Below are 16100 nucleotides of genomic sequence, written 5' to 3' on the forward strand. Positions count from 1 at the left end.
TGCCCTAACTCTTCCGTTTTAAAAAAATTATGAGCACACTTGACGTGTTGATGCGAAGTTTGCATCATCAATTCGATAACATTGAATTGCTACGAATGGCTTTAAGTCACCGAAGTGTTGGGACACCCAACAACGAGCGATTGGAGTTTTTAGGAGATGCCGTTTTAGGTTTTGTCATTGCACTAGAGTTATACCAAAAATATCCTAAAGCAAGAGAAGGAGAATTAACTCAAATGCGCGCTTCCATTGTTAACGGTGATGTGCTGGCGCAGTTGTCGATTGACTTAGGAATTGATAAAAATTTGGTTTTAGGAACGGGCGAACGCGGTAACGGAAGAACAAGATTGTCAATTTTATCGGATGCTTTAGAAGCCGTAGTTGGCGCCATTTATCTTGATGCTGGATTAGAAAAATGTTATCACTGCCTACTACAATGGTACGGTGGACGTATAAACAATCTATCCATGTTGATTCCAAGGAAAGATGCTAAATCACGTTTGCAAGAATGGTCGCAAGCTAAAAAGTTGCCTCTCCCTACTTATGAAGTATTAATAAAAGGAGAACCGCACAAGCAAATTTTTACAGCCATTTGTTTTATTGCAGGATTATCTTATAGAACGGAGGGTACCAACACCACACGACGGCGAGCAGAGCAAATCGCTGCTGAACGTTTTTTAGAATTAGTGGAATAAGAGAGTGAAAAATCGAGATTCTACTCATTTTGGATATACTGTTATCATTGGTCGACCCAATGTAGGCAAGTCTTCTTTGCTCAATCGGATAGTAGGTTCTAAGATAAGCATCACGTCTTGTAAGCCTCGAACTACTCGCTGCCAAATCCTAGGAATAAAAACCTTTAGAGATATTCAAGTAGCTTATATCGATACTCCAGGGTTTCATTTGGAAAATGACAAAAATTGCTCTGATTACATTTCTTGGAAGACGCTACAAGGTGTCGATCTCATTATTTTTGTTATTGAACCTTATTGGAACGAACAGGATGTTTTAGTATTAAAACAACTGCAATTTCAGAGCATTACAACACCTACTTTTTTAGTTATAAACAAAATTGACCGCATGAAAAACTTTTCAGAATTGTTACCTTTAATTAAAAAAACCTCTTTTTTGCATCCGTTTAGTGCAATTATTCCTATTTCTGTGAAAACTGGTGATCAAGTTGGAATTTTAGAACAGAAGATTAACGATCAGATGCCAAAATCATTCTTCTGTTTTTCTCCAGGACAAACTACAGATCGTAACGATCAATTTTTGGCAATTGAAACAATTCGTGAAAAACTTATGCGGTTTTTACATCGAGAAATTCCTTATTCTTTGAAAGTAACGATTTCAATGTTTCAACGAGAAGAAAAGATGCTTAGTATTTCGGCTGTGATTTGGGTTGCACGAGAAGGGCAAAAAGGAATTGTAATAGGAAAATATGGAAAATGGATTAAAAAAGTTGGAATAACCGCGCGTGTTGATATGGAAAAATTATTCAGAAAAAAAATATTTTTACAATTATGGGTTAAACTGAGAGAGAATAATTATCCGATGCGGTGGAAACAAGATTTTAATACGTTTTGTGATTAGAAATCTTTTATATTGGGAGTTTTGGTGAGTGCGTCGTGTTGTTTTAGAGCCTGCTTTTGTCTTGCATCGGAAATTGTACGGAAATACGAGTCTGATTCTTGAATTCCTAACCCTAAATTACGGACGTATTTCTGTTCTCGCACGAAGTGCTCGAGGACTAAACTCTCGATATAAGGGAAAATTAGAATTATTTTCTCCTTTTCTTATCTCTTGGTCGGGTCGAGAAAACTTAAAATTTTTAGGGGCAGTGGAATCGAATGAAATTCCATATTTTTTAGAAGGAACAGATTTATTGTGTGGTTTCTATTTAAATGAATTAGTATTACGTTTTTTGCATTTGGACGATCCGGACAATTATTTATTCTATTATTATAAGAACGCATTAGACCAACTATCTAGAGGATATGTGGACATTTCTTTGCGAATTTTTGAAAAGCAGCTATTAGAACAAATTGGGTATGGATTGTCTTTAGACTGTGATATTGAAAGAATCCCATTCGAGGAGAATCAATTTTATCAGTACATCCCTGGCCAAGGATTTTTGTCTTGTAATAAAGGACGAGGAAAATTAGACGTATTTTCAGGAAAAAGTCTGCTCGCCTTGCGAGAGGAAGTGTTCTCAGATAAAATTCTGGTCAGAGAAATTAGACGTTTAATGCGTCTGGTGTTGAGGGGTTTTCTTGGAAAAAATCCCCTTAAAACTCAGAAATTGCTGCGCTAAGATCTATCTACTGCAGGTCAAAATTCCCGTAGATAATAAATTAAGAAAAGGAGCACATTACTTTGGTTCGTTTAGGTGTAAATATCGATCATGTGGCTACATTACGACAAGTACGAAAGACCAACTATCCGGATCCCGTTACAGCGGCCCTAATTGCAGTTGAAGCCGGTGCCGATATTATTACTTTGCATTTACGTGAAGACCGGCGTCATATCCAAGAAAACGATATACGCAATCTGAAACGAAAATTGGAGAAGAAGAAGGTTCCACTGAATTTAGAAATGGCAGTAGAGGAAACTGTTATACAATTTGCTGAAGAAGTAAAACCTGAATATTGTTGTTTTGTTCCCGAAAAACGAGAGGAATTAACGACAGAAGGAGGTTTAGACGTTGTTGGTCAAGAAAAGAACATCGAAAAAGTTTGCATTCGTCTCGCACATATAGGTATTAAGAAGGTATCTCTATTTGTCGATGCAGTTAAGGCGCAAATTGACGCTGCGAAGTCTTGTAAAGTTTCTACTGTTGAAATTCATACAGGTTGTTTTGCCAATGCAAGGACTCTTTATGATCAAAGAAAAGAATTGGAACGAATTGTTTCCATAGCAAATTATGCGCATAGTTTAGGTCTTTCGGTGAATGCTGGACACGGTTTAACGGTGTACAACGTTCAACCCATTGCAGCTATTCCAGTAATTGGTGAATTAAATATCGGTCATAGTATTATTTCCCGTGCCGTTTTTATTGGATTAATTAAAGCCGTTAAAGAAATCAAGACGCTAATTATCAACGCGCGAGATGGAAATTAACGTAAAAGGAAAACGAATTGCGAGAAATTATCTAATAAAAAATACCGCGCTGTTTTGTACCGATGGCAAAACGGATTTTTCGTATAATGAAAATAACTGTCGAATCTTCTATTAAATTCACTTCTGTATTTTTTGCAGATCGTTTTTCTATTACAAAATCACGATCTGTTCTTGAGAGAACAAAGTTACTAATTTGGTGTTTTTTCTTTCCGTACGTTAAAGAAAAGATGTTATGGACCTCGAAGAAACCTTCGAATTATATTATCGAAAACGAGTAGAGTTTGTTGATTTTACACTTTATTGTAATTTTACTAGGGTTTATTATTAATTGTTCCTATTCGTTTTCACTTTCCGAACAAACAAACCCTCGTAATAAAAATATTTAGAGTTTATATGATGCATCACTAAAGAAAGTAAGTTTTCTAATTACGCCGTACCAACGGATATTGGAAAAATAATTAAAAATTGTCATAATGATGTGTCTTGAAAAGTATAATGGTTAAGAGTCGTTTTTGTCCCAGCCCCACTGGTCTTATGCATCTTGGGAATATTAGAACAGCCCTTTTTAATTTTCTGCTTGCAAAAAGTAAAAAAGGGGTATTTCTGCTCAGAATCGAAGATACTGATATTGAACGCTCAAGAGATACGTTTAGAAAAAGTCTACAAGAAGATTTGTATTGGATGGGGTTGAAGTGGCAGGAAGGTCCCGATAAAGATGGAGGCAATGGTCCGTATTGTCAATCTGAAAGGCAATTGCTTTATAACAGCTACTACCAACAATTAAAAGATATGGAATGTACGTATCTTTGCTTTTGTAATGAAGAGCAATTGACGTTTTCTCGTAGAATCCAAAAGTTGTCTGGAAATCCGCAACGTTATATTGGTACTTGTCGTTCCTTATCTTCGGAAACAATAGAAAAAAAATTATCTGAAGGATTACGTCCTGCTGTGCGTTTTCGTGTACCCGACAACGAAGAAGTCACTTTTATTGACTTTGTTAGAGGCAAACAAAAATATCATACCAATGATATTGGAGATTTTATTATCCATAGGGCTAATGGTATTTCACCTTTTGTTTTTTGTAATGCCATTGACGATGCTTTGATGAAAGTTACGCATGTATTGCGCGGAGAAGATCATTTACCTAACACTCCAAGACAACTTTTAATTTTACAAACATTAGGATTGCCTATCCCTGTTTACGGGCACACTTCGTTAATTATAGAGCTTGGCGGTATCCCTTTATCTAAACGTTATGGGAGTTATAGTCTTAAAAATCTGCGTGAAACAGGCTATTTGCCCGAAGCAATAATAAACTGTTTGGCCCGTTTAGGAAATTATTACAAGAGCAATGAACTTTTGTCGTTATTCGATTTGTCTAAAGAATTTGATGTTGAGTATCTTAATAAATCTCCTGCCACATTCGACATTAAACAACTGAACTATTGGCAAAAGAAAGCTGTAGCACAATTGTCAGAGAATCGCTTTTGGAAATGGATTATGGGAAGCAGAGAAGTATTGCAATCGAAAATTCCGAACGGTAAATTTAATGTATTTTTAGAGACAATAAAGCCCAACGTAATGTTCCCTCAAGATGTCGACTATTGGGCAACTGTTTGTTTCGATAGAAATTTTCCTTTGACTACTATTCGAGAGAAACTACAGAAGACAGAGAAACACTATTGCGAAGTAGCTTTGGAAGGGTTTAAGAAATTTGGTAGAAACTTGCGATCTGTTATCGATTATGTACAAAGCTTGTTAATTTTAAACGAGAAGATATTATATCGTACTTTGCGTTTGGCTCTGACAGGAGCGGTGTATGGTCCTGAATTATCTAAATTGATCATATTGATGGACGATCGAATTGTATATAAGCGATTACGAGAGGTTTGTCGGTGAAAATTTTCAATAGTCTTACGAAAAAGAAAGAAGTATTCAGACCTATTGAAGCAAGAAAAGTAAAAATTTATGTGTGTGGAATTACTGTTTATGATTATAGCCACATCGGTCATGCTCGCTCATTAATTACTTTTGATATGGTTGTTCGTTATTTGCGAATGCGTGGATACGAAGTTACTTTCGTTCGAAATATTACTGATATTGATGACAAAATCATCAAAAGCGCTAAAGTCCTTAAAGAGAATCCAGAGGATTTATCGGAAAGATTTATTCGAGTTTTACACGAAGACGAAAAAAAATTAGGTGTTCTGCCACCTGATATTGAACCTCGAGTAACACAGCACATTCCAGAAGTTATTAAAATTATAGAAAAATTGATTGAGAAGCAGTATGCCTATATTGGGAAAAACGGAGACGTTTACTTTAACGTTTGTAGATTTTCTGAATACGGTAAGTTATCGCGTCGAAATCTTGATAAATTCCATACTAGAAGCGGAATGCGGGTGTCGATCAATATAGGAAAACACAGTTCGTTAGATTTTGTTTTATGGAAACAAGCTAGATTAGGAGAACCTCGATGGAAATCTCCTTGGGGAGAAGGTCGTCCAGGATGGCATGTTGGATGTTCTGCGATGTCGAGTAGTCGCTTAGGGCAGCCTTTTGATATTCATGGAGGGGGATTAGATCTTAAATTCCCTCACCATGAGAATGAGATTGCGCAATCGGAAGCCGCCGAAGAAAAAAAGTTTGTGAATTTATGGATGCACTTAGGACTTTTAGAAATTGATAAAATAAAAATGTCAAAGTCTTTGGGAAATACTATTTCGATTCGAGAAGCACTGGAAAATAATAATGTAGAAACATTACGATACTTTTTGCTGTCGAGTCACTATCGTAGTTCTGTAAATTATTCTGAGAAAAATTTGAGAAATAGCTATTTGGCTTTAGAGCGGTTTTATTTAGGGATGTACGGGCTTCCTTCTCTACTAGCGGGAGAAAGAGAAACTTCCGCATACACTAATCAATTTTACGAAGCTATGGATGATGATTTTAATACGCCAATTGCTTTTTCAATTTTGTTTGCTATGGTTCGAGAAATGAATCGACTGCGCAATGCGAATCTAATAGAAAAGGCGGGAATATTGGCAATAGAACTAAAACGTTTGAGCAGTGTCTTTGGTCTGTTGACTTATTCTCCTGAACGATTTTTACAGGAAATTAAGACACCAGATGCAGAAAAAATTGAAATGCTTATTGATGCTCGTAATAAAGTGCGACGCAATAAAAATTGGAAATCTGCTGATAAGATTCGCGATCAACTGGCCATTCTTGGTGTTGTGATTAAAGATTTACCTGGGTACGACACTTTGTGGTGGAAACACTAAATAAACACTACAATAAACTTACTACAGAGTTTTTTAATTCTTCTTTTTAATTCTTCTATGATTATGATAGAGAAGGGTGGACTTTGTGTTGTTTTCTGTTTTAAATTTTAATAAAGTAGACTACAATTTCTCTTTTAATATAGCATGTATTTGCTTGGGGTCAGCTCTACCTGAAGTAGCTTTCATAATCTGACCAATAAAAAAAGTAAACAACGAAACTTTACCTGACCGAAATTCAACCGCTTGTTTGGGGTTGTTCAAGATGACTGTGTCGATAATTCTTTCCAGATCCCCGATATCTGTTATTTTTCTAAGTCTCTGACGTTTAATGATAACATCGGCCTCCTCTTTTGTGTTCCACATAATGTCGAAAACTTTCTTTGCCATATCGATAGACAATGTATTATCCGAGATTCTCTGCAGAAGTCCTGATAATTTTTCGGCACTGATTGGACTTTTACTGATTTCAAGGTTGTTTTTGTTTAAAGCAGCTGCAAGATTTCCAGTAATCCAACGGACGATTAGCTTCGGGGAAATTGAACTGTTTATTTTTAATAAATTTTCAAAATAGTTGGCAACATCTATACTTTGAGTAAGCAATGTGACACTGTAGTTGTCCAAATCGTAACTACTTTGCAATCGGTGGCGTTTTTCCTCTGGCAATTCAGGAAGTTCATTCTCGATTGAACTGATAAATTCTTCTGTGATTTCAAGAGGCAATAAATCTGGGTCTGGAAAGTATCGGTAGTCATGTTCTGTTTCTTTAGTGCGCATTGATTGAGTTTTATCGTGAACTGAGTTGTAGAATCTAGTCTCCTGTACAATTTTTTTTCCGGATTTCAACAATTTTTTTTGACGGGAAATTTCAAAAAGAATTGCGCGTTCAACAAATCGAAATGAATTTATATTTTTAATTTCCGTTCGTACTCCGAATTTTGTTTCCTCCTTCGGATTTAAAGAGACGTTGACATCGCAGCGAAAAGCGCCTTCTTGCATATTAGCGTCACTAACCCCAATGTAACGGATTAACGTATGTAAAGTTTTTAGATAAATCAATGCTTCTCCAGCAGAGTGTATGTCCGGTTCGGAAACAATTTCCAATAGAGGCATACCTGCACGATTAAAATCGATACCGGAATAACCATCCACGTGAATGGATTTTCCTGAGTCTTCTTCCAGATGCGCACGAGCAATTCTGATACGTTTAAAAACTCCTTTCTTAGTTTCAATATCTAAGTAACCAGATTTAATAATAGGCAAAGTATGCTGACTTATTTGATAGCCTTTTGGCAGATCGGGATAAAAATAGTTCTTTCGAGAAAAAACAGAACGCTTTGCAATTTCCGCTCGAATAGATAAACCAAAACGAATTGCTAATCTAACTGCTTCCTTGTTTAGGACAGGTAAAATTCCAGGAAATCCCAGATCTATTGCACAGGCTTGTGTATTTGATTCAGACCCATAAGCTGTAGGAGAACCGGAAAAAATTTTCGATTTTGTCCGCAATTGTACGTGTACTTCTAAACCAATAATAGACTTCCATTCCATCCTACGCTATTCCAATTCAATTCCGTTCGGTAATTTTTTATGCCAATCGGTTTCTTGTTGATAACGATGTACCATATTTAACAACAGCGATTCTTCGAAATAGTCTCCAATCAATTGAGCCCCAATAGGCAATTGATCAATAAATCCTGATGGAAATGCGATAGCAGGAAGCCCAGCAAGATTAACAGAGATGGTGTAAATATCCGATAAGTACATATCAATAGGATTTTTTATTTTTTCACCCAGCTTAAAGGCTGGAGTAGGTGTTACAGGAGTTAAGATGGTGTGCACTTTTTTAAATGCTTCTACAAAATCATTTTTAATGAGACAGCGAACTTTTTGTGCTTTTAGATAGAAAGAGTCATAGTATCTTGTCGAAAGCATATAAGTACCTACTATAATGCGACGCTTAACTTCAGAACCGAAACCTTCGGTACGTGAACGTTTATAAAGATCTTCTAAGTTGATGGGATCGGCACAATGATGTCCGTAACGAATACCATCGTAACGCGCTAAATTAGAAGAACATTCAGCAGAAGCGAGTACATGATAAACTGGTGTAGCGTAGTTTGTATGAGGTAAACTTATGTCAACTAGGACAGCGCCCATTTTTTCAAACTCTTTTTGTACAATCTCAATAGACGAGACTACAGCTGTATCTAATCCTCTGCTAAAATATTCTTTAGGCAATCCAATTCTCAGATTTTTTAGCGGTCTTTTTAAAGCAGACGTGTAGTTAGGGGTCTTTTTTTCGATACTGGTAGAATCTCTATTGTCGTAGGCTGCTATAATACCGAGAAGTAAGGCGGAGTCTTCCGCCGTTTGGGTTAATGGCCCCCCTTGATCTAAACTCGAAGCAAAGGCAATCATACCATGTCGAGATACGCGCCCGTAAGTGGGTTTTATCCCAGTAACGCCGCACAGAGCAGCAGGTTGACGAATAGAACCCCCCGTATCGGTTCCGGTTGCTCCTGGAACCATCCGAGCTGCTACGGCGACCGCAGAACCTCCTGAAGACCCACCAGGAACACGACTGGTATCCCATGGATTCCTAACAGATCCATAGTAACTGTTTTCATTAGAGGAACCCATCGCAAATTCATCCATATTGGTCTTACCGATTAAGATTGTTCCCGCTATCTTCAAACGCTCTACAACAGTTGCGTCGTAAGGAGCAATAAAATTTTCGAGCATTTTGGATGCGCAGCTGGTTTTGACACCTTTGGTACAAAAAATATCCTTGTGGGCAATTGGAATTCCAGTAAGAAGTTTTTCTTCCCCTTTAGCTAAAATTTTATCAGCCGTTTTAGCCTGCGCTATAGCTTGTTCCTCATTTACAGTTATAAAACAATTTAGAATTGGGTTGAGTTTTCTGATTCGATTAAGGAAATGTCGTGTAAGCTCCACACTTGATATTTTCTTTTCGCGCAGATCCTTTCCTAATTCGACTATAGTCTTTAGATGCATATTCCTTCCTTTTCGTATTATTTCATTTTTTATTTAACAACTCAAATTCTCAGAAACTGCAGGAATTACATAAAGTCCATTTTTTATCCGAGAAGTATTCTTTTGGAGTAAAGCGCGCTGATTTGTCTCAGTGACAATGTCTTCTCGTAATATTTGCGTTTCTTTGGAAAAGTGTGCGAAAGGTCCAGTATTCATTGTATTGATTTTATTCATTTTGTTTGCAAACTTAAGGATTTCATTTAAAGCGCTTTTAAGCAATTGCTCTTCACTTTTGGAAATGATGAGTTTTGCTAGATTTGCGGTCTTATAAATATCAATTTTTTTCAGATTTGGCATTTATTTTGTACTCCATACTCCGTCAATTAAAATATGTAAACGAAACATTATATAATAGCCAAAGACAGTCTCCTATAGATTTTAGATTTAAGAACATAAGACTCTCCATTGTGTCCGTGCGGACACAATGGAGAGTCTTTCTTCCGGTGTGATTTTCAGTTAGAGTAAACTCGTTTCTAAAAATCATGAGATTGATGCGTGGAAAAACCTTCATGTTAAAGAAATTGCGCGGTCTTTTTTCGAACGATATTTCGATTGATTTGGGCACGGCTAATACCCTGATCTACGTGTTTGAACAAGGAGGCATAGTTTTAAATGAACCATCGGTAGTGGCTATTCGGAAAGATATACGAGGTGGATATGAAACTGTTGCGGCTGTTGGAGTAGAAGCCAAGCGTATGCTAGGTCGTACTCCTGGAAATATTATCGCCATTCGTCCGTTAAAAGATGGTGTAATCGCCGATTTTCACGTCACTGAAAAGATGCTGCAATATTTCATTCACAAAGTCCATAAAACACGTTTTTTACGACCCAGCCCCCGAGTTTTGATTTGTGTACCTTGCGGTTCTACTCAAGTGGAACGTCGCGCAATTAAGGAATCCGCTTTAGGAGCTGGAGCTCGTGAAGTTTATTTGATTGAAGAGCCGATGGCGGCAGCAATGGGAGCTGGATTACCGGTTGAAGAAGCTAGTGGTTCTATGGTGGTAGATATTGGAGGGGGCACTACCGAAGTAGCGATTATTTCTTTGAGTGGAATTGTATATGCCGAGTCTGTGCGTATAGGTGGTGATCGTTTTGATGAAGCTATTATTAGTTATGTACGTCGAAACTATGGAGCATTGATTGGTGAAACTACAGCAGAACGCATTAAACATGAGATCGGTTTGGCGTTCCCTGATAAGCAAACCAAAGAAATTGAAGTACGTGGTCGAAATTTGGCAGAAGGTGTGCCTCGAAGTTTTAGTCTTACCAATAACGAAATTCTTGAAGCTTTTCAGGAAGCACTTTCAGGGATAGTAGGTGCGGTTCTCAGAGCGCTGGAGCAAGCACCTCCTGAATTATCATCCGATATTGCAGAACGAGGTATGGTACTCACAGGTGGAGGAGCTTTGTTAAAAGATATTGACCGTCTTTTGATGAAGGAAACTGGACTACCTGTTGTAATTTCGGAAGATCCGCTCACTTGTGTAGCTCGTGGTGGGGGACGGGCTCTAGAGTTAATGCGGTCGTTGGGTGGAGAGTTTCTTTCGCGAGATTAGCGCTAAAAAAAGATCGAAACAGAGAAAATAAGAGGAAATATTATTAAATCAATTTTTAGACGTTCTCCGATATCCGGATTACGTGTCCTCTCTTATATAGGATTATCGATTGTACTGATTTTTTTCGATTGGAAAGTGGAATTTTTTCAGAAGATTAGAAACAATCTTCTGTTGATTGTATTTCCTATTCAGTATTTGGTGGATGCTCCAATTAAAGCGATTCATTGGATTACCGCACATATTTCTACTCAGCAACTTTTAATAGAAGAAAACACGCATCTACGAACTTATGAATGGTTGCTAGAAGCAAGATTGCAAAAATTTTTAGCTCTTAAGCGGGAAAATACCCAATTGCGAAAATTACTAGAATCTACTTCTCAATTGGATGTTTTTCGAGTATTGCTCGTACAGTTGTTGTCTATAACTCTAGATTCCAATTTACAAAGAGTTGTAATTGACAAAGGGTCAAGATTCCGTATTTATGTAGGACAACCTGTTTTGGACGCTCATGGAATCGTCGGGCAAGTAGTTCGAGTGAACCCATTAACCAGCGAGATTATGTTGATCTCTGATCCAAGAAGTGCTGTTCCTATACAGGACTACCGAAACGGTGTACATGCTGTTGCGGTTGGTACAGGAAATTCTAGAAATCTATCGGTAATTAACGTTACCGATACTAGCGACATTCGAAAAGGTGATCTTTTCATTTCTTCTGGACTCGGATTTTGCTATCCAATGGGATATCCGGTCGGTGTAGTTTCTCAGATAGTGTACAATTTGTCTAATCGTTTTATTGCAATTACTCTCCAACCGTCAGCACGTTTAAATCAGTTACAACAAGTGTTGTTGGTATGGCCCAAAAAAGAAAGAAAAATAAATTCCGTATGAGAAAAAACAAACACCTTTTATCTATAAAAACAAGTCCCAAATAAAAAATGGAAGAAAATTATTTTAAAAAAAGTGTTTTGATAGGATTTACTTTCCTAATGGGAATGATAATGACTATTCTTCCTTTTCCTACATGGACGATCTGGTATCAGCCTTCATGGGTTTTTATGATTCTTGTGTTTTGGATTTCCACTACTCCTTATCAAGTAGGAATTGGAACAGCTTTTACGGTAGGTCTTTTTCTTGATTTACTCAAAGAAAATGTTTTAGGAAGACACGCATTAGCTTTTACTTGTCTTTCTTATTTTTTTATTCGCTTCCAGCTCTTTACCTATAGCTCTGCTATTTGGCAACAAATAATACTGGTTTTAATTGGCACAACAATAAATTGCATATTCCAATATTGGATTGTAGTGATAACAGACTCTGCTGTATTGACTGGAAAATATTGGATGTCTATTATAAGCACAACGCTCTTTTGGCCGTCTTTGCGATTTTTACTAAATAACTATCAACACCGGTTTAAATTGGATTGATAGGTGTTAGAATTTGTACGGTACAGCACAGTATAATAAATAGAAAAAGGAAGTTTTTGAAACCATAAGTCCATTTCTCGTTTTTTCCTTTCGTCTCTAAGAGACTAGAGCAAGAGACTAGAGAAGATTAAGATTCGACTGTAGATGCAGCCTAGGATTTTTGGTGTTTGTACTAAAGTGGCCACCCGGTTATTTTTCTGAAACGAGAAATAAAGACGAGGTTTTTGTTCTAGAAGGAGGATTAGATTGATTTGATTAATGAGAACCCAATACAAATTGCTACGCATTCTCTTTTAACACCTTTCAGTCTCAATACTAGCGATCTGGAAAAAGCTATAGGTTGCGTTATGGGGCCTTCTGTTGATAGCGCCGATATCTTCTTACAAAGCGTACAAGAGGAAAATTGGATGTTAGAAGAAAGTATTATAAAAAATGGAGCTTTCTCCGTTGATCAGGGATTTGGACTACGAGTTGTTAGTGGAGAAAGAATCGGATTTTCTTATGCTAACGATATTAATGAAAAGACTCTGTTAAGAGCGGTACATTCTGCAAAAGGTATTGCCCATTCCACTAGAGGATTTACTCTTTTTTTTGGAGACACCCCAAATAAAACATCCAGTAAACCTATTTATTCTTCACTGAATCCTATAAATTCTATGACTACTGTAGAAAAAATCAAATTATTGCAAGGTATTGATGAATACACGCGATCCAGAAATTCCCATGTGAAAGACGTAGTTGTTAATTTAACGGGACGGTATGAAACTATGCTAGTTTTAAATAACGAAGGACTGATAGCGGCTGACGTGCGACCGTTAGTGCATTTACAAGTTCGAGTCATACTAGAACATAATGGATTTCGAGAGCAAGGTTTTGGAGGAGGTGGAGCTCGGTGCGGTTATGAAATGTTTTTATCTACTGCTTATTTGTATGCCGATAAAGCTATTCAACAGGCCTATCAAAATTTGAGAGCTGAAGACGCCCCGGCTGGTATTTTTCCGGTAGTCTTAGGACCTGGATGGCCAGCAATTCTCCTGCACGAAGCTGTTGGACACGGTTTAGAAGGTGATTTCAATCGTAAAGGAACCTCCGCTTTCAGTGGACAAATGAATCAGCGGGTAGCCTCTTCTTTATGTACAATAGTAGATGACGGAACAATCCCGGGAAAACGGGGTTCTTTGGGTATAGACGACGAAGGAACGGTAACACAAAAAACAGTTCTGATCGAAAAAGGGATTTTAAAGAATTACATGCAAGATCGTCATAATGCGCGTCTGATGAAAATGAAACCAACAGGAAATGGCCGACGAGAATCTTATGCGCATTTACCCCTTCCTCGTATGACAAATACGTACCTTTTGCCTGGAAAAAGCGATGTACGAGATATTATTTCTTCGGTAGAAAAAGGACTATATGCCGTGGATTTTTCCGGAGGTCAAGTTGATATTACTTCCGGAAAATTCGTTTTTTCTACTAGTGAAGCCTACTTAATAAATAGAGGAAAAATTACAAGACCTGTTAAAAGAGTTACGTTAATTGGCAATGGACTTGATGTATTGACTAAAGTATCGATGGTAGGGAACGATATGTCTCTTGATTCAGGAATAGGGATATGTGGAAAATCGGGGCAGTCGGTACCTGTTGGAGTTGGACAGCCAACTATCAAGGTCGATGCTTTGACGATAGGAGGAAGCAATTTGGAGTAACGAAATTCTTGATCTTGGAGAAATGAGTATTACTTTGATTGCTTGAAAAATAAAACTTTTACGTTCTTGACAGTCGGGGAAGGCAATTGATAACCTTGAGAAATCAAGGAAAGGGAAAAACTCGTTATATTACAAATTGATACGGAATTTTGAGGAGATTTATGAATAAAAATGATCTTATTGAAAACATAACAAAATCGGTCAACGTTTCAAGAAATACGGCGACTCAGGTTTTAGATACGTTTATTAGATCTGTAACAGAATCTTTGCGAAAGCACAAAGATGTAGTTTTGGTCAATTTCGGAAGCTTTAAAGTGAGTCAACGTTCAGCTCGAATGGGCAGGAATCCGCAAACGGGAGCACCTATACGAATTCCGGCTAGAACAGTAGTAAGATTTTTAGCAGGTAAGAAGCTTAAGGAAGCTTTAAAAGAAGGCATGTCGATCGATTAATTCAACAATTTGTTATTTTCTCATCCCCCCAAATGACGTAATCTGAGACGATAATAAATATAAAGGTTGGAAATGGGGCTTTGGGTGCTTAGCTCAGTTGGTAGAGCGTCGCCCTTACAAGGCGGATGTCGCGGGTTCGAGTCCCTCAGCACCCATGTCTTCTGTAGCGCTCGATTGTTTTGGTGTTGTAACTTAAGGTACTAAAAATATATTTGTCTTTTGTTCGTTCAAACAGGTTGTAGAGGAGTGGTAGTTCAGTTGGTCAGAATACCGGCTTGTCACGCCGGGGGTCGCGGGTTCGAGTCCCGTCCGCTCCGTTGTTCTGTGCATCCGCTACTACATTCGCAGTATTCAGCGTTTGTTGTTTTGAATTTTTTTATTATTTTGTCTTTAAGAATTTAGAACCGAAGTTTCGTATGTTACAGATTTAGTGTTAGTGTAGGAGGTATAGTTTGTTTCGTCGTCTGTTTATAGCAGGAAATTGGAAGATGCACGGAACTTTTAAGAAAGTCACTAAGCTGCTGGAAGATTTAAAATACGGTTGCGGTCGTGTAGAAACGGCAGAGTTAGCTGTTTTTCCTCCTTATCTTTTCATTCCACAATGTAAAAGAGTGCTGGTACAAACTCAGATTGTCTGGGGAGCCCAAAATGTTTCTGAATATGAAGATGGAGCTTATACAGGTGAAGTGTCAGCAACTATGTTGCGAGATTTTTCGTGTCGATATGTTATCGTCGGTCATTCTGAAAGGAGAAGATTGTATAAAGAGAAAAATAAATCTGTGATTCAAAAAATACAGAAATCTGTGGAGAATGGAATTTTTCCTGTACTGTGTATTGGAGAAACTAAAGAACAACGTGCGGAAGGAAAAACGTTGGAAGTTATTCGAGAACAGCTTGCGATTGTGTTGCGTATGCACGAGAATTCAATTCCGTTGTATGGAATCATAATCGCTTATGAACCTATATGGGCTGTTGGAACTGGCGAAAGTGCCACTCCGGTTCAAGTGGAGACAATTCACACTTTTATTCGAGAACAATTGAAACTATGCGATATTGTATTAGCCGAAAGTACGCGAATTTTGTATGGAGGTAGTGTACAATCTAGCAATGCGAAAGATTTTTTTCAAATGTCAAATGTTGATGGTGTTTTGGTGGGAAAAGCTTCTCTACAGGCAGAACAGTTCTTGCAAATAGGGGAACAATGCAATTAATTGCACTAATTGTCCACGTTTTGGTTTCAGTTTTTCTGACCGGGTTGGTGTTGTTGCAGCGTGGGAAAGGAGCCAATACAAGTGCTTCTTTCGGTGGAAGAACGTCTGACACTATGTTTGGAAGCGTAGGGGCAACTCCTTTTTTGGTAAAGGCAACGATTGTCTTAGCAGCTGGTTTTTTTATCACAAGTATTGGTCTGAGTTATTTGGCCTCGCATCCTTTGAATGCGAGACACAATGGGATACTTTATGGGAAAAGATCTGTTGAAGATTTTTTAAGGATCAAACGAAGTTAG

At 37.7% G+C, this 16100-nt stretch carries 16 protein-coding genes and 2 tRNA genes; 15 read left to right on the forward strand and 3 right to left on the reverse strand.

Going from position 1 to position 16100, the window contains the following annotated elements; genetic code table 11:
- The first annotated feature begins 29 nt into the window (after positions 1-29).
- The 6 genes from rnc (at position 30) to cysS (ending at position 6401) form a co-directional block, all read left to right on the forward strand.
- Positions 30-692, forward strand: coding sequence for a ribonuclease III (gene rnc, locus EGQ50_RS00585; protein WP_159747662.1), 663 nt, complete (start codon positions 30-32; stop codon positions 690-692).
- A gap of 4 nt (positions 693-696) precedes the next feature.
- Positions 697-1590 (forward strand): GTPase Era, encoded by an 894-nt coding sequence (gene era / locus EGQ50_RS00590; protein WP_159747664.1) that lies wholly within the window; start codon positions 697-699, stop codon positions 1588-1590.
- Between the two features lie 28 nt (positions 1591-1618).
- Positions 1619-2311: a DNA repair protein RecO gene (recO, locus tag EGQ50_RS00595; RefSeq protein WP_159747666.1), complete on the forward strand. Its 693-nt coding sequence runs from the start codon at positions 1619-1621 to the stop codon at positions 2309-2311.
- A gap of 62 nt (positions 2312-2373) precedes the next feature.
- Positions 2374-3117, forward strand: coding sequence for a pyridoxine 5'-phosphate synthase (gene pdxJ, locus EGQ50_RS00600; RefSeq protein ID WP_159747668.1), 744 nt, complete (start codon positions 2374-2376; stop codon positions 3115-3117).
- 495 nt (positions 3118-3612) lie between these two features.
- A complete protein-coding gene (gene gltX / locus EGQ50_RS00605) occupies positions 3613-5016 on the forward strand; it encodes a glutamate--tRNA ligase (protein ID WP_159747670.1) in 1404 nt (467 codons plus the stop codon).
- Entirely contained in the window at positions 5007-6401 is a 1395-nt protein-coding gene (cysS, locus tag EGQ50_RS00610; protein WP_159747672.1) for a cysteine--tRNA ligase, read from the forward strand. Before gltX ends, cysS begins: the two co-directional genes overlap by 10 nt.
- Positions 6402-6521: 120 nt before the next feature.
- Here the strand turns inward: cysS and gatB are convergent, their stop codons facing one another.
- From gatB to gatC, 3 genes are read right to left on the reverse strand one after another with little or no spacing between them, the layout of a single operon-like run.
- Entirely contained in the window at positions 6522-7949 is a 1428-nt protein-coding gene (gene gatB, locus EGQ50_RS00615) for an Asp-tRNA(Asn)/Glu-tRNA(Gln) amidotransferase subunit GatB (RefSeq protein ID WP_159747674.1), read from the reverse strand.
- Positions 7950-7955: 6 nt separating this feature from the next.
- Complete coding sequence (gene gatA, locus EGQ50_RS00620) at positions 7956-9416, reverse strand: Asp-tRNA(Asn)/Glu-tRNA(Gln) amidotransferase subunit GatA (RefSeq protein WP_159747676.1); 1461 nt, start codon at positions 9414-9416, stop codon at positions 7956-7958.
- Between the two features lie 33 nt (positions 9417-9449).
- The gene (gene gatC / locus EGQ50_RS00625) at positions 9450-9752 is read right to left on the reverse strand and encodes an Asp-tRNA(Asn)/Glu-tRNA(Gln) amidotransferase subunit GatC (protein ID WP_159747678.1); all 303 of its coding nucleotides are present in this window, start codon (positions 9750-9752) and stop codon (positions 9450-9452) included.
- Positions 9753-9964: 212 nt separating this feature from the next.
- Here gatC and EGQ50_RS00630 point away from each other — a divergent pair, with 212 nt between their 5' ends.
- From EGQ50_RS00630 to secG, 9 genes are all read left to right on the forward strand, one after another.
- Entirely contained in the window at positions 9965-11011 is a 1047-nt protein-coding gene (locus EGQ50_RS00630; RefSeq protein WP_159747679.1) for a rod shape-determining protein, read from the forward strand.
- A 51-nt stretch (positions 11012-11062) separates the two neighbouring features.
- Positions 11063-11899 (forward strand): rod shape-determining protein MreC, encoded by an 837-nt coding sequence (mreC, locus tag EGQ50_RS00635; protein WP_256375963.1) that lies wholly within the window; start codon positions 11063-11065, stop codon positions 11897-11899.
- 47 nt (positions 11900-11946) lie between these two features.
- Positions 11947-12435, forward strand: a complete 489-nt coding sequence (gene mreD / locus EGQ50_RS00640; protein ID WP_159747681.1) for a rod shape-determining protein MreD — start codon at positions 11947-11949, stop codon at positions 12433-12435.
- Positions 12436-12689: 254 nt separating this feature from the next.
- On the forward strand, positions 12690-14141 hold the full coding sequence (gene tldD / locus EGQ50_RS00645; RefSeq protein ID WP_159748421.1) for a metalloprotease TldD: 1452 nt from the start codon (positions 12690-12692) through the stop codon (positions 14139-14141).
- Positions 14142-14302: 161 nt separating this feature from the next.
- Complete coding sequence (locus tag EGQ50_RS00650; RefSeq protein WP_159747683.1) at positions 14303-14593, forward strand: HU family DNA-binding protein; 291 nt, start codon at positions 14303-14305, stop codon at positions 14591-14593.
- Between the two features lie 82 nt (positions 14594-14675).
- Positions 14676-14748: transfer RNA gene (locus EGQ50_RS00655), tRNA-Val, on the forward strand.
- Between the two features lie 88 nt (positions 14749-14836).
- Positions 14837-14910: transfer RNA gene (locus tag EGQ50_RS00660), tRNA-Asp, on the forward strand.
- A 135-nt stretch (positions 14911-15045) separates the two neighbouring features.
- Positions 15046-15804 (forward strand): triose-phosphate isomerase, encoded by a 759-nt coding sequence (gene tpiA, locus EGQ50_RS00665; RefSeq protein WP_159747685.1) that lies wholly within the window; start codon positions 15046-15048, stop codon positions 15802-15804.
- Positions 15795-16100, forward strand: coding sequence for a preprotein translocase subunit SecG (gene secG / locus EGQ50_RS00670; RefSeq protein ID WP_159747687.1), 306 nt, complete (start codon positions 15795-15797; stop codon positions 16098-16100). The genes tpiA and secG overlap by 10 nt, the downstream gene beginning before the upstream one ends.

Origin of the sequence: Coxiella endosymbiont of Amblyomma sculptum (assembly GCF_009883795.1) — a bacterium.
Taxonomy (GTDB): Bacteria; Pseudomonadota; Gammaproteobacteria; order Coxiellales; family Coxiellaceae; genus Coxiella.